Raw genomic sequence first — 13359 nt, 5'->3', positions numbered from 1 at the left:
ACCTGGACAGGCTTGCGGGCTGGCGGGGCAGTCCTGGCGCGGGGGCGCGCCGCGCGGCACAATCGGGTGATGAGAACCAGGCCGCGCGCGGAGCACCGCCGGAGCCCCGAGGGATGAAGCTGCCGTCGCGGGCCATGCTGGCCGGGGCGCGGGCGCTGCGCCTGCTGTGGGCGATCAGCGTCCTGCTGCCGCTGGCCGGGCTGGGCGCCATGGCCTGGCAGGCCTGGCAGGCGACGGTGGAGGCGGCGGAGGAGCGCGTCTCCCGCACCGCGGAAATGCTGCGGGAACACGCGCTGCGCGCCTTCGAGACGCAGGAGATCGCCATCGCCGCCGTGGAATCCCGCGTGGCGGGCATGAGCTGGGACGAGATCCGCGAAAGCCGGGCGCTGCATGACTTCCTGCTGACCCTGGATGCGGTGACGCCCTCCGCCGGCGGGGTGACGCTGGTGGACCCGGCCGGGCGCTTCGCGGCATCCAGTACGACGAGCTTCCCCACCCCGCCGGTCGATGTGGCGGGGCGCGACTACGTGGCGGCGCACCCGCCCGGCAGCGCGATGCGGGAGGCACCGACCATCGGCAAGGTCATCACCAGCCGGACGGTCGGCGTGCTGATCTTCCCCATGGCGCGGCCGCGCCGGCGTGACGATGGGTTGGCGGATGGCGGGGTGGTGGTCGCGACGCTGTGGCCGCACTATTTCCAGGCCTTCTACCGGTCCATCCTGGAAGCGCCCGGCGATACCGTGACGCTGTTCCGGCTGGATGGCGCGGTGCTGGCCGCGGTGCCCGCGCCGGCGCAGCCCGAGACCGCCGCCCTGCCCGCCGCCGCCGGCCCGCTGCTGCGCCAACTGCGCCGCGGCCCCGGAATCCTGCTGCACGGGCCGAGCCCGATCGACGGGCAGCCGCGCCTCATGGCCCTGCGGCGCATCCCGGGCCACGATGTGGGCGTCGCCTATGGGCTCTCCCTGTCCGCGCTGCGGCTGGACTGGCGGCGGCAGATGCTGGTGCCGGTGATCGGCGCGCTGGCGGCCATGCTGGTGCTGGGCGGCGTGACCTGGTGGGCGGAACGCGCGGCCCGCCAGCGCGCGGCGGCCGAGGCCCGGTCCCGCACGGCGGAGCGGCAGGCGACGATGGGGCTGCTGGCGGGCGGCCTGGCGCATGATTTCGGCAACATCACCCAATCCGTCATGGCCGCCGCCGTGCTGCTGGCCAAGCATGCGGAGAATCCGGCGCGGGTGCGGCAGGTGGCCGGGCATCTCGGCCGCCATGCCGAACGCGCGACCGCGCTGTCGCGCCGGATGCTGGACACCACGCGGCGCAACGGCCTGGGCAGCGAGGCCGACGGGCCGGTGGAACTGGCGTCGGCGCTGCGCGAGCTGGCGCAGCTGCTGGATTCGACCCTCGGCGCCGGCATCCGCGTGCGGTGCGAGGTGACAGGTCCCCTCCTCGCCGCGCCATCCCTGGACCGGGCGGAGCTGGAGACGGCGGTCATCAACCTGGCGGCCAATGCGCGGGATGCGATGCCGCGCGGCGGCACCATCACCATCACCGCCGCGCAATTGGCCGTGCCGCCCCGCCCGGCCGATGCGCCGGATCTGCCGGCCGGGGTCTATATCCGCCTGTCGCTGCGCGATGAGGGCGAGGGCATGGCCCCGGCGGCGCTGGCGCGGCTCGGCGAGCCCTTCTTCACCACCAAGCCGGAGGGCCAGGGCACGGGGCTCGGCTTGGCCATGGTGGCCGCCTTCGTGCGGGGCAGCGGGGGCGCGCTGGCGGCGGAAAGCGTCCTCGGCCGGGGCACCATCATCCACCTGATCCTGCCCGCGGGCTGAGCCCCCCCCGGGTGGGTGCGCCTGCCGGTTTGCTTGGCGCCACCCGCCCCGTGCTGTAAGCCCCGCTGCCGCCCTTCCCCCTCCCCCGGACAAGGATCCCGCCCCGGTGTCAGCCTCCGTCGCGATCGGCCCCGTCACGCTCGGCAACCACCTGCCCCTGGCCCTGATCGCCGGCCCCTGCCAGATGGAAAGCCGCGCCCATGCGCTGGAGACCGCGTCCCGCCTGAAGGAGATCTGCGGGCGGCTCGGCATCGGGCTGGTCTACAAGACCAGCTACGACAAGGCGAACCGGACCTCCGCCAGCGCCGCGCGCGGCATCGGCATGGCAACCGCGCTGGAGGTCTTCGCCGAGATCCGGGAGAGCCTCGGCCTGCCGACGCTGACCGATGTGCATGAGGCCGCGCAATGCGCGCCGGTGGCCGAGGCGGTGGATGTCATCCAGATCCCCGCCTTCCTCTGCCGCCAGACGGACCTGCTGCTGGCCGCCGCCGCCACCGGGCGCGTGGTGAACATCAAGAAGGGCCAGTTCCTGGCGCCCTGGGACATGAAGAATGCCGCGGCCAAGGTGACGGGCGCGGGCAACCCGAATGTGCTGCTGACCGAACGCGGCGCCAGCTTCGGCTACAACACGCTGGTCAGCGACATGCGGTCGCTGCCGATCATGGCGCGGGACACCGGCCTGCCGGTCGTGTTCGACGCCACCCATTCCGTACAGCAGCCCGGCGGCCAGGGCACCTCCTCCGGCGGCCAGCGCGAATTCGTGGAGACGCTGGCCCGCGCCGCGGTGGCCGTCGGCGTCGCCGCCGTGTTCATCGAGACGCATGAGGACCCCGACCGCGCGCCCTCCGACGGGCCCAACATGGTGCCACTCGACCAGTTCGAGGCGCTGATCGGACGCCTGATGGCGATCGACAGCCTGGTGAAGTCCTTCCGGTGACGCACGCCATGCGACCCATCGTCATGATCCCGGCCCGCATGGCGGCCAGCCGCCTGCCGGGCAAGCCGATGGCGGACATTGGCGGGGAGCCGATGATCGTCCATGTCTGGCGTCGCGCCATCGCCGCCGCCATCGGCGATGTCGTCGTCGCCACCGACAGCGAGGAGATCGCCGGCGTGGTCCGCGCCGCGGGCGGCCGCGCGCAGATGACGCGGGATGACCATCCCTCCGGCTCCGACCGCATCCATGAGGCGATCACGGCCATCGATCCCGAAGGCCGCTTCGATGTGGTGGTGAATGTCCAGGGCGACCTGCCGCTGATCTCGCCCCAGGCCATCCGCGCCGTCTTCGCCGCCATCGACCATCCCGACATCGCCCTCGGCACGCTGGTCGCGAAGATCGAGCGGGAGGAGGAGCGCACGGCGAGCCAGGTGGTGAAGATGGTGGGCAGCGAGACGGCGCCGGGGCGCTTCCGCTGCCTCTATTTCACCCGCGCCACCGCCCCCTGGGGCGATGGGCCGCTGTGGCACCATATCGGGCTCTATGCCTGGCGGCGCAGCGCGCTGGCGCGCTTCGTCGCGCTGCCGCCTTCGCCGCTGGAGACGCGGGAGAAGCTGGAGCAGCTGCGCGCGCTGGAAGCGGGGATGCGGATCGATGCGGTCGCCGTCGATGACGTGCCGCTCGGCGTCGATACGCCGGCCGACCTGCACCGCGCGCGGCAGTTGCATGCGCAAGGTCATGCCCAAGGGGGCGCTGCACGGTGAGCGATTCGCATCTGCGGGAGAGCCTGCGCCGCACCGTGCAGCTGGAAGCCGATGGGCTGGCGGCGCTGCGGGACGCGCTGGATGGGACGCTCGGCGATACGCTGATCGCGGCGGTGCGCATGATGCTCGGCAAATCCGGGCGCTGCGTCGTGACGGGCATGGGCAAGTCCGGCCATGTCGGCCGCAAGATCGCGGCGACGCTGGCCTCCACCGGCACGCCCGCGCATTTCGTGCATCCGGCGGAAGCCAGCCATGGCGACCTCGGCATGATCCTGCCGGAGGATGTGATCCTGGCCCTGTCCTGGTCGGGCGCCGCGCCGGAACTCGGCAGCATCATCGGCTATGCGCATCGCTTCGGGGTGAAGCTGGTGGCGATCACCTCCGTCGCGGACAGCCCGCTCGGCAAGGCGGCGGATTATCCGCTGATCCTGCCGCGGATGCCGGAAGCCTGCCCGAACGGCCTGGCGCCCACCACCTCCACCACCATGCAGCTTGCCATGGGCGATGCCTTCGCGATGGGGCTGCTGGAGGCGCGGGGCTTCTCGGCGGCGGATTTCCGCGTGTTCCACCCCGGCGGCAAGCTCGGCGCGCAATTGCTGCGGGCGTCCGACCTGATGCATGCGGACATGCCGCTGGTGGCGGAAGGCGCGACGCTGGCGGAAGCGATCGTGACCATGACGTCGAAGCCCTTCGGTACGGGCGGCGTGGTGGATGGCGAAGGCCGGCTGCTGGGCGTCATCACCGATGGCGACATCCGCCGCGCCTTCCGCAAGGGCTTCGTCGATCGCCCGGCGGTGGAGGCGATGACTCGCAACCCGATCGTGGCGGCGCCGGATTCGCTGGCGCCCGACCTGGTGAAGACCATGAACGACCGGCGCATCACCAGCATGTTCGTGGTGGTGGATGGCGTGCCGCGCGGCGTGATCCACCTGCATGACCTGCTGCGGGCGGGGGTGGTGTGAAAGGGGGAGCGCTGCTCCCCCTTTGACCCCCTCGCCAGGGTCCGGGGGGACCCTGGACCGCCAGGGTCTGGGGCTATCCCCAGCGGACGCGGCGCGTCAGCGCCATGACCGCCGACAGCACGGTGAACAGCGCCAGCGTGCCGACCAGCAGCGAATAGGCTTCCAGGCTGAGCACGACATAGAGGAAGCCGAAAAGGCCCGCGAGCACGCCGGCGAAGGCCGCGGCCAGGACACGCCGGCCCGTGACGGCGGCGGTGAACAGGCTGGCCTGCGCCATGACCAGCAGGGTCGCGGCGGCATAGGCGGCGGCGAAGCCCAGCGGCTCCCCGATCGCCAGCAGCAGCAGCGGAAACATGACCACGGAGCAGCCGAGCATGGCGTATTGCACGATGTGGATGCGCAAGCCCGCCAGCAGTTCGAACAGCGTGTAGGTCACGAAGGACAGCGCCAGGAACAGCATGGCGTATTTGGAGGCGCGGTTGACCATGCGGTAGGTCGGCACGGCCTCCAGCAACTCCACACCCGCCGCCGCGGCGTGACGGCCGCAAAGGGTGCGGCGGGCGGCCGCACCCTCCCCGGCCAGGGACCAGGCGGCGGTGAAGCCCCATTCTTCCACGCTGGTCTGTTCGGGCAGGTCGTCGCCGATGAAGCTCGGCGTGGGCCAGGCGGCAGCGATGGAAAGGTTGGCGCGTTGCGGGCCGGGCAGCAGGCCGAAGCGCTGCGACCCGCGCAGCGGCAGCGTCACGGCGAAGGGAATGGCCCCATCAGGCGCCGCCGCCAGATTCGCGCGCCAGGCGATGCCGCGGGACGGCATGCAGTCATCCCAGCGCGGCAGCCCGTCCTCCCCGGGCAACCATGCCTCGCCGAGGCGCATCGACGGGACCTCCCCGGCCAGGCGCATGGCCTGGCTGCCGGCGACGATGGTAGCGTCGCCCCAATGCAGGATGGCCGAGGGTTCCTGCAGCACCACCGCGCCCGCGGCATTGAACCGGCCCTCCAGCCGTGCCGTCGCGGTATAGACCGGCACCTCGTAGAGGCCGCGGCGGCGGAGCTGGGGGGCGAGTTCCACCTGCGCGTCCAGGCGCTCCGGCTGGAGGTGGATGTGGCCGCTCCTTCCCTGCGCGCCGGACCAGGGGATGGCGAGGACCGGGGCCATCAGCAGTTGCGGGCCGCCCCAGCCGGCACCGATCTCCCGCTGCACGGATTGGTGGCGTTCCTCCCGTTCCTCGATCACGCCGCCGATCATCAGGTGGGGCACCAGCATCGCCAGCAGCACCAGGCCGACGGCGGCGAGTTTCGGGGTCGGGCGATCGAGCAGGCCGGGCTTGGGGTCGGGTTCCATGGGTGTGTCCTCCGTTCCAGGAATGGCGCGGAGCATCGCGGGCGCCCGTGCAGCGGTGACGGAGGGCGCTTGCAGCGGGCGCGGAGATTTGGTGCAGATGCGGTGCAGGGCCGCGTGGCCTGACAGGAGGCCCATGCCGAAGGTCCTGGTCGTCGATGACGACCCGCATATCCGCCACATCCTGCGCTTCGCGCTGGAACGGGAAGGCTTCGCGGTGGCGGAAGCCGCGGATGGCGCCGCGGCACTGGCGGCGGTGGCGGACCAGGCGCCGGATATCCTGGTGCTGGACGTGACCATGCCGGAGATCGACGGCACGGAGGTCTGCCGCCGCTTGCGCCGGACCTCCGACGTGCCGGTGATCTTCCTCTCGTCGCGGGATGAGGAGGTGGACCGCATCCTCGGCCTGGAACTGGGCGGCGACGACTACGTCACGAAGCCCTTCAGCCCGCGGGAGGTGGTGGCCCGCGTGCGCGCCGTGCTGCGGCGGCGCGCGGCGGCCCCTTCCCCGGCACCGGCACCGGCGGAGATGGCGCGCGGCGCGCTGCGGCTGCTGCCGGACAGCCACCAGGCCTTCTGGGGGGCGGAGGAGGTGGTGCTGACGGTGACGGAATTCGCCCTGCTGCGCTGCCTGGCGGCGCATCCGGGCCGGGTCTTCACGCGGGATGCGCTGATGGATGTGGCCTATCCCGACCGCCGCGTGGTCAGCGACCGCACCATCGACAGCCATATCCGCCACATCCGCGCGAAATTCGCGGCGCTGGGGGCGGAGCCGATCGGGACGGTGCATGGCCTCGGCTACCGGTTCAGCGGATGAGGCCGCGGAAACCCCGGCTGCGGACGGTGCTGCTGGCGGCGAATCTGCTGCTGCTGGCGCTGCCGCTGGGCGGGCTGTGGCTGCTGCGGCTGTATGAAAGCGCGCTGGTCCGGCAGACGGAGACGGAGTTGGTGGCGCAGGCCGCGGTGATCGGCGCGGCCTATGAGGCCGCCTGGCATGGCGGCGCGCCCCCGGCGCCGGGGCCGGGCTGGGCGCCCCGGGCGGCGGTGCTGGACCTGGCAAAAGACCCTGTGCTGCCGCCGGCGCCGGACGCGCTGGCGCCGGACCGGCCGGCAGACCCGCGCGCGCTGGCGGCGGGCGCCACGCTGTTGCCGGTGCTGGCGGCGGCGCAGCGGATCACGCTGGCGGGGATGCGCGTCACCGATGCGGCGGGGATCGTCGTCGCCTCCTCGGGCGGGGAGATGGGGCTGTCCCTGGCGGGGCGGGCGGAGGTTTCGGCGGCGCTGGCGGGGTGGCCGGCGGCGGTGCTGCGGGACCGGCCGCCCCAGCCGGGGGTGGGATCGGCCTCCATCAGCCGGGCGGCGCCGTTCCGCGTGTTCCTGGCGCATCCCGTGATGGAAGGGGGCGCGGTGATCGGCGTGGTGGTGCTGTCCCGCACCCCGGCCAGCATCGACCAGGCGCTGCATGGCAAGCGTTGGGAGATGGCGGGGCTGGCGGCGGCGCTGCTGCTGGCCGCCGGCGTGCTGGCGCTGGTCATCGCCTATACCGTCAGCCGCCCGATCGAGGCCGTGGCCGCGCAGGCCCACGCCGTGGCGGCCGGCGCGCGCGCCACGCTGCTGCCCCGCACGCGGCGCAGCGCGGTGCGGGAAGCCGATGAGATGTGGGCCGCGATCCAGTCCATGGCCACCACGCTGGAATACCGTGCGGACTATATCGGCGCCTTCGCCGCCGAGATGAGCCATGAGTTCAAGACGCCGCTCGCCGCCATCCGCGGCGCGCTGGAATTGCTGGCGGACCATGCGGCGGAGATGACGGAGGCGGAGCGCGCCACCTTCCTCAGCCAGGCGGCCGCGGATGTCGGACGGCTGGATCGGCTGGTGAAGGGCCTGCTGGAACTGGCGCGGGCGGAGGCACCGCTGCCGCGGGGGGAGGAGGATTGCGACGTGGCGGCGGTGATCCGCGGCCTGCCGATGCCCGCCCCGGTAGCGCTGGAGGGAGAGGCGCTGCGCGCCGCGATCCCGGCGGAGCGCCTGGCGACGGTGATCCGCAACCTGGCCGACAACATCGCCCGCCATGCCGGGCCAGGCGCCACCGGGCAGATCGCCTGGCGGCGGGCCGGCGCGCAGGTGGTGATCGAGGTCAGCGATGACGGGCGCGGCGTCTCCCCGGGCAATGCGGGGCGCATCTTCGGGCGCTTCTTCACCACGGCGCGGGACAGAGGGGGGACGGGGCTCGGCCTATCCATCGCCCGCAGCCACATGGCGACGGCGGGCGGGAGCATCGACCTGATGCCGGGTGGGCCAGGCGCACGGTTCCGGCTGGTGATCCCGGCGGCCTGACATCCCCGCCGCGGCCGCGGCCTGACATCCCCGCCGCGGCCGCGGCCTGACATCCCCGCCGCGGCCGCGGCATGACGTCCCCGCCGCGGCCGCGGCATGACATCACTGCCCCGGGTTTGGCTGCCATGCCCGAATTTGAGGCGACATTTCGCCGCCGACACCCCATAGAGAAGGACACACCAGCCGGAGGGCCGCCCATGCGCAAGCCGAACTACGATTTCGAACGGTCCCAGCGCGAGAAGGCCAAGGAAGCCAAGGCGCGGGAGAAGCTGGAAAAGAAGCAGGCCGCCAAGGAGGCCGAGCAGAAGGCCAAGAACCCGGAAGGCGAGCCCGAGCAGGGCTGACGGGCCCATCCGGGCGCCCTGTCCCGTGCCCTTCCGCGCACAGGACAGGGCCCGGTCGCCAAGGCTCGGGTCGCGAAGGCTCAGCCGGGACCGGCGGTCCAGCGCGCCTCGGCATCGGCCAGGGCGGCCGTCCCGACCACCCCATCCCGCAGTGACGCCGGCGCCAGGCGATCCGCCACGCTGCGCGCGTCGCCCGCCCGCAGCACCGCGCGGAAGGCCGCGTCCATGGCAGCGATGGCCGCGCGCTGCGCATCGCCGGGATAGATGACGATCGCGAAGCCCAGTTCCCGCAGCGCCGCGGGTGGCAGCGGCAGGCCCCGGGCGCTCATGCTGGCGTTCAGCAATTGCGGCACGCCGGGCAGCGCCGCGGCCGCCGCGCGCATCTGGGCGGCGTCCTCCAGCCCCTCCATGAAGGCAATGTCGGCGCCCTCGGCCATGTAGGCGCGCATGCGGGCCAGGGCGGCGTCCAGGCCCTCGGCCTTCACCGCATCGGTGCGCGCGATGATGAGGGGACCGCCGCCCATCGCCGCCACCACGGCGCGGGCGGCGCGCAGCCGGGCCAGCATCTCGGCCGGCGGGATCACGGTCACGCCCTCGAACAGCCCGCAGCGCTTCGGGAAGGGCTGGTCCTCGATATGCAGCGCGGCGACGCCGAGACGGGCGTAGCGCCGCACGGCATGGGCCAGGTTCAGCAAGCCGCCATAGCCGGTATCCGCATCGGCGATGACCGGCGCGGTGCCGGCGCCTTCGACGATCTCTCCGATCCGCGCCTCCATCTCCGCCAGGCCCAGGATGCCGAGGTCCGGCTGCCCGGCGGCGCGCGCGATGGCCCCGCCACTGGCATGCAGCGCCGTGGCGCCGGCATGGATGGCGAGCCGCGCCGACAGCCCATCCCATACGCCGGGCGCCAGCACGGGCAGGCCCCCCTGCCCGGCCGCCATCATGGCGCGCAACCCATCCGCGGCCGCGAAGCCCATCGCCCTGTCTCCCGCTTCCCCATCGGCGGCTTGATCAACCGCGCAGTGTTCGGTATTTCGAACACTGTCCGGAAAACAGCGTGGGGGGGAGGTCGATCCTGGTCAAGTCCGCCACCAGGGCACTCGATGTGCTGGAACTCCTCGCCGCGCGGCCGGAGGCGATGTCCCATGGCGACATCGCCCGCGCGCTGCGCATCCCGAAAAGCAGCCTCACCGACCTGATCGGCACGCTGGAACAACGCCACTACGTGTCGCGGGAGGGCAGCGGGACGGCGGAGCGCATTCGCCTCGGCCCCGCCGTCCTGGGCCTGGCCGGCGTGCTGCTGCGCCGGACGGATGTGACGCGCCTGGCGCAGCCCGTGGTCGCGGCGCTGATGACGCGCACGGGTGAATCGGCCGCGCTGGTGGTGCGCCAGGGGGCGGAGGTCGTCGTGGTGTGCAAGGAGAATTGCAACCAGCCGATCCTCTACTCCCTCCAGCTCGGCGAACGCGGGCCGGTCAATGCCTCGGCCGGCGGCAAGGCCATCCTCGGCCTGATGACGGCGGAGGAGGTGGACAGCATCCTCGCCACCGCCCCCCTGCCCCGCCTGACGCCCCGCACCGTGACTGATCCGGCGGCGCTGCAGACCGAACTCGCCACCGTTGCGCGGGACGGCATCGCCTACAGCCGCGAGGAGATGATCGAGGGCATCGTCGCCATGGGCCATGCCGTGCTGGACGCCACCGGCCGCCCCTGCGCGGGGCTGTCCGTCGGCGTGCCGAAGGTGCGCTTCACGCGCGACAAGGAAAAGCTGCTGGCGGAGGCGCTGCGCGCCGCGGCGGCCGAGATATCCGCCATGCTGGGCTGGCGCGGCGCATTGAGGAGGGCAGCCGCATGAGCGGCGGACAGACGATCACCGAGAAGATTCTCTCCCGCATCTGCGGCCGGCGCGTATCGGCCGGCGAGGTGGTGATGCCGGAGGCGGAGCTCATCACCGTGCATGACTGGTACACGGTGAACGCCTTCCGCACGCTGGACGATTTCGGCGTGACGAAGCTGCATGACGCGTCGCGCGTGCTGCTGGTGACGGACCATGAACCGCTGGCCGTCTCGCCCCAGGCTTTCGCGCGGCAGCATGCGGTGCGCGGCATCGCGCAGCGTTTCGGCGTGGCGCATCGCGATGCCGGGCGCGGGGGCCTGGGCCATGTCTTCCCGGTGGAGGAAGGGCTGGTGACGCCGGGCATGTTCATCTTCGCCTATGACCCGCATGTCACGAATTACGGCGCGATCGGCGCCCTCGGCGTCGCGGTGCTGACCGAGATTCCCGAAGTGCTGGCCTGCGGTTCCGTCTGGCTGCCGGTGCCGGAGACACTGCGCGTGGACACCATCGGCGCCCTGCCCTTCGGCGTCTTCGCGCGTGATGCCGCGCAGAAGCTGATCGGCAGCCACGATGCCGCGCTGTTCGAGGATGCGGTCGTCGAATATGGCGGCCCCGGCCTGGCGTCCCTGAACATCGATGCGCGGCACACGCTGTGCAACACGCCGGTCGAACTCGGCGCCGTCTCCTCCCTCGTGGAGCCCGATGCGCTCTGCATGGCCTATGTGCAGGCCCGCGCGCAGCGGCCGGTGCATCGCACGCTGCCGGATGCCGACGCGGTCTATCGCGCGCGCATCACGCTGGATCTCTCCGCCATCGCGCCGCAGGTGGCGCTGCCGCCGACGCCGGACAATGTGGTGGATGTGACGGAGGTGGCGGGCAAGGCCATCGGCCACGCCTTCATCGGTTCCTGCGCGTCGGGGATGCTCGATGATCTGCGGGTCGCCGCCGCCGTGCTGCGCGGGCGCCAGGTGGCGCCGGGCGTGCGGCTGATCGTCACGCCGGCGACGCAGCAGGTGGCCGCCGATGCGGCGGCCGAGGGGCTGATCGAGGTCTTCATGCGCGCGGGCGCGATGGTGACCGCGCCGGGCTGCGGCGTCTGCGCCGGCGGGCGCATCGGCGGTGTCGCGGCCGGGGAGGTTTCCATCGGCACGGGTACGCGCAACGAACCGGGGCGGCTCGGCGCGCATGAGGCGGTGCTGCACATCGCCGGCCCCGCGACCGTCGCGGCTTCCGCGGTCGCCGGCAGCATTGCCGATCCGCGGCCCTTCCTGCGTGACGTTGCCTGGGGGATGGCGGCATGAGTGACCTGGTGATGCGGGGCCGGGCCTGGGTCTACCCGGACAATGTCGCCATCGATGGCGACCTGATGGCGCTGGAATGGGCGCTGAAGCGGGAAACGCGGCCGGAAGTGCTGCGCGAACACGTCTTCGCCGGGCTTGACCCGGATTTCCCGAACCGCGCGAAGCCCGGCGACATCGTCGTCGGCGGCAAGCGCTTCGCGCAGGGCAATCCGCATATCCAGGGCATGATCGGGCTGAAGGGCTGCGGCGTGGGCCTGGTGGCGGAGAGCATCCCGGTGGGATCCTTCCGCAACGCGCTGGCCGCCGGGCTGCCGGTGCTGCCGCGCTGCCCCGGCGTGCGCGCCATGTTCGAGAATGGCGAGGAGATCGAGGTCGATTTCGCCGCCGCCCGCCTGCGCAACCTGACACGCGGCACCGAAGCCACCTTCCCCCCGCTGGGCGCGCATCTGCAGGACATGCTGCGCGCCGGCGGCTGGGGGCCGATGTTCCGCCGCCGCCTGGATGCGATGGCGCAGGCCTGATCAACGACCAACACGCTGGGGAAAGCAGACCATGACATCATCCTTGCGCATGACGCGCCGCGCCGCCCTTGCCGGCGCCGCCTTCACCACGCTGGCGGCACCGGGCGCGATGGCGCAGGCCTATCCGGGCCGCCCCGTGCGGATCGTCGTGCCCTTCCCGCCGGGCAATACCTCCGACATCCTCGCGCGGCTGGCGGCGGAGGAGTTGCAGCGGCGCCGCGGCGTGACGGTGGTGGTGGAGAACCGGCCGGGCGCGTCCGGCGCGCTGGGCGTGCAGGCCGTGACCGGCGCGCGGCCGGATGGGCTGACGCTGCTGGTGACGACGCAGTCGCCCATCGTGGTCAACCCGCCGCTGATGAAGAACCCGCCCTATGACCCGGTGCGGGAATTGTCGCCCGTCGCGCTGTTCGGGCGCACCGGCTTCGTGCTGGTGGCCGCGCCGAACTTCCCGGCGAACACCATGGCCGAAGCCGCCCGCGTGCTGCGCGCCGCACCGCGCGGCACCTACAGCGCCGCCAATCCAGGCGTCGGCACGATGAGCCAACTGGCCATGGCGCTGCTGGGTCTGTCGCTGGGCACCGAGATCGAGTCCATCCCCTATCGCGGCAGCGCGGCGGCGCTGGTGGATGTCGCCGCGGGGCGCGTGGCGCTGATGATCGACGGCTTCAATTCCGCCGTGCCCATGGCGCTCAACGGGCAGGTGAAGCCGCTGGCCGTCATCGCGCGGCAGCGTTCGCCGCTGGTGCCGAGCGTCCCGAGCCTGGCCGAGAGCGGCGTGCCGGAACTGGCGGACCTCGAAGCCCTGTCCTGGACCGGCATGTTCGGCCCCGCCGGCACGCCGCCCGAGGTCGCGGCCTGGTGGACCGATGCGCTGGGCGAGGTGATGCGCGATCCGGCTGTCGTCGCGAAGCTGGCGCAGACCTTCGTGGAGGCCGCACCGCCGGTTTCCGTCGCGGCCTTCACGCAGGAGATCGCAAGCGACCTGGCCAAGTGGACCCGCGTGATCCGCGACGCGCGGATCGAGCAGCAGTAGCCGCGTGGCGGGCGTGGCGACGCCATCGCCCGCCTGCCACACGGGGTGCACGACCATCCCGGCCACCCGCCGCACCAGGTGTTGACCCTGCCGGCGAAGCGTTTCACCGTCCGGCGCGGCCCCGCGCAGGTGGCTGCGCGGGAAGGAAACGGCATGGC

13 protein-coding genes are annotated in these 13359 nt (G+C 72.6%); 11 read left to right on the top strand and 2 right to left on the bottom strand.

The annotated features are described in order from the left end of the window. Positions 1 to 113 precede the first annotated feature (113 nt). From BM041_RS13675 to BM041_RS13660, 4 genes are all read left to right on the top strand, one after another. On the top strand, positions 114 to 1826 hold the full coding sequence (locus BM041_RS13675) for a hybrid sensor histidine kinase/response regulator (protein WP_092960328.1): 1713 nt from the start codon (positions 114 to 116) through the stop codon (positions 1824 to 1826). Positions 1827 to 1932: 106 nt separating this feature from the next. After that, on the top strand, positions 1933 to 2763 hold the full coding sequence (gene kdsA, locus BM041_RS13670) for a 3-deoxy-8-phosphooctulonate synthase (protein ID WP_092960326.1): 831 nt from the start codon (positions 1933 to 1935) through the stop codon (positions 2761 to 2763). Positions 2764 to 2771: 8 nt separating this feature from the next. After that, a complete protein-coding gene (locus BM041_RS13665) occupies positions 2772 to 3527 on the top strand; it encodes a 3-deoxy-manno-octulosonate cytidylyltransferase (RefSeq protein WP_092960535.1) in 756 nt (251 codons plus the stop codon). Next, a complete protein-coding gene (locus tag BM041_RS13660) occupies positions 3524 to 4489 on the top strand; it encodes a KpsF/GutQ family sugar-phosphate isomerase (protein ID WP_217648714.1) in 966 nt (321 codons plus the stop codon). The genes BM041_RS13665 and BM041_RS13660 overlap by 4 nt, the downstream gene beginning before the upstream one ends. Before the next feature lie 73 nt (positions 4490 to 4562). Here the strand turns inward: BM041_RS13660 and creD are convergent, their stop codons facing one another. Continuing rightward, positions 4563 to 5831: a cell envelope integrity protein CreD gene (gene creD, locus BM041_RS13655; RefSeq protein ID WP_175533917.1), complete on the bottom strand. Its 1269-nt coding sequence runs from the start codon at positions 5829 to 5831 to the stop codon at positions 4563 to 4565. A gap of 133 nt (positions 5832 to 5964) precedes the next feature. On the opposite strand from creD, the gene BM041_RS13650 reads away from it, so the two are divergent. The 3 genes from BM041_RS13650 to BM041_RS30580 all read left to right on the top strand — a co-directional run bounded on the left by BM041_RS13650 (position 5965) and on the right by BM041_RS30580 (position 8509). Further along, a complete protein-coding gene (locus tag BM041_RS13650; protein WP_092960322.1) occupies positions 5965 to 6645 on the top strand; it encodes a response regulator transcription factor in 681 nt (226 codons plus the stop codon). Beyond that, on the top strand, positions 6642 to 8165 hold the full coding sequence (locus BM041_RS13645; RefSeq protein ID WP_092960320.1) for a sensor histidine kinase: 1524 nt from the start codon (positions 6642 to 6644) through the stop codon (positions 8163 to 8165). Before BM041_RS13650 ends, BM041_RS13645 begins: the two co-directional genes overlap by 4 nt. 197 nt (positions 8166 to 8362) lie before the next feature. Then, entirely contained in the window at positions 8363 to 8509 is a 147-nt protein-coding gene (locus BM041_RS30580; protein WP_175533916.1) for a hypothetical protein, read from the top strand. A gap of 80 nt (positions 8510 to 8589) precedes the next feature. On the opposite strand, the gene BM041_RS13640 is transcribed toward BM041_RS30580, so the two are convergent. Continuing rightward, positions 8590 to 9486: an isocitrate lyase/PEP mutase family protein gene (locus tag BM041_RS13640; RefSeq protein WP_092960318.1), complete on the bottom strand. Its 897-nt coding sequence runs from the start codon at positions 9484 to 9486 to the stop codon at positions 8590 to 8592. Between the two features lie 80 nt (positions 9487 to 9566). On the opposite strand from BM041_RS13640, the gene BM041_RS13635 reads away from it, so the two are divergent. The 4 genes from BM041_RS13635 to BM041_RS13620 are packed head-to-tail and all read left to right on the top strand — an operon-like array spanning position 9567 to position 13201. Next, entirely contained in the window at positions 9567 to 10364 is a 798-nt protein-coding gene (locus BM041_RS13635; RefSeq protein WP_092960316.1) for an IclR family transcriptional regulator, read from the top strand. Continuing rightward, complete coding sequence (locus BM041_RS13630) at positions 10361 to 11647, top strand: 3-isopropylmalate dehydratase large subunit (protein ID WP_092960314.1); 1287 nt, start codon at positions 10361 to 10363, stop codon at positions 11645 to 11647. The genes BM041_RS13635 and BM041_RS13630 overlap by 4 nt, the downstream gene beginning before the upstream one ends. Continuing rightward, complete coding sequence (locus BM041_RS13625) at positions 11644 to 12168, top strand: 3-isopropylmalate dehydratase small subunit (protein WP_092960312.1); 525 nt, start codon at positions 11644 to 11646, stop codon at positions 12166 to 12168. The genes BM041_RS13630 and BM041_RS13625 overlap by 4 nt, the downstream gene beginning before the upstream one ends. A 31-nt stretch (positions 12169 to 12199) precedes the next feature. Beyond that, positions 12200 to 13201, top strand: coding sequence for a Bug family tripartite tricarboxylate transporter substrate binding protein (locus tag BM041_RS13620; protein WP_175533915.1), 1002 nt, complete (start codon positions 12200 to 12202; stop codon positions 13199 to 13201). Positions 13202 to 13359 lie beyond the last annotated feature (158 nt).

The organism is Falsiroseomonas stagni DSM 19981 (genome assembly GCF_900114315.1).
In the GTDB taxonomy this organism is placed as follows: Bacteria; Pseudomonadota; Alphaproteobacteria; order Acetobacterales; family Acetobacteraceae; genus Falsiroseomonas; species Falsiroseomonas stagni.
Note: the sequence above shows the minus strand (reverse complement) of the source record. Positions and strands in the feature narration are given on the sequence as shown.

Coding starts and splice junctions, on each gene's coding strand:
- BM041_RS13650 (WP_092960322.1), top strand. CDS start 5,965: ATGCCGAAGGTCCTGGTCGTCGATGACGACCCGCATATCCGCCACATC.
- BM041_RS13645 (WP_092960320.1), top strand. CDS start 6,642: ATGAGGCCGCGGAAACCCCGGCTGCGGACGGTGCTGCTGGCGGCGAAT.
- BM041_RS13675 (WP_092960328.1), top strand. CDS start 114: ATGAAGCTGCCGTCGCGGGCCATGCTGGCCGGGGCGCGGGCGCTGCGC.
- BM041_RS13640 (WP_092960318.1), bottom strand. CDS start 9,486: ATGGGCTTCGCGGCCGCGGATGGGTTGCGCGCCATGATGGCGGCCGGG.
- BM041_RS30580 (WP_175533916.1), top strand. CDS start 8,363: ATGCGCAAGCCGAACTACGATTTCGAACGGTCCCAGCGCGAGAAGGCC.
- BM041_RS13665 (WP_092960535.1), top strand. CDS start 2,772: ATGCGACCCATCGTCATGATCCCGGCCCGCATGGCGGCCAGCCGCCTG.
- BM041_RS13630 (WP_092960314.1), top strand. CDS start 10,361: ATGAGCGGCGGACAGACGATCACCGAGAAGATTCTCTCCCGCATCTGC.
- BM041_RS13625 (WP_092960312.1), top strand. CDS start 11,644: ATGAGTGACCTGGTGATGCGGGGCCGGGCCTGGGTCTACCCGGACAAT.
- BM041_RS13620 (WP_175533915.1), top strand. CDS start 12,200: ATGACATCATCCTTGCGCATGACGCGCCGCGCCGCCCTTGCCGGCGCC.
- creD (WP_175533917.1), bottom strand. CDS start 5,831: ATGGAACCCGACCCCAAGCCCGGCCTGCTCGATCGCCCGACCCCGAAA.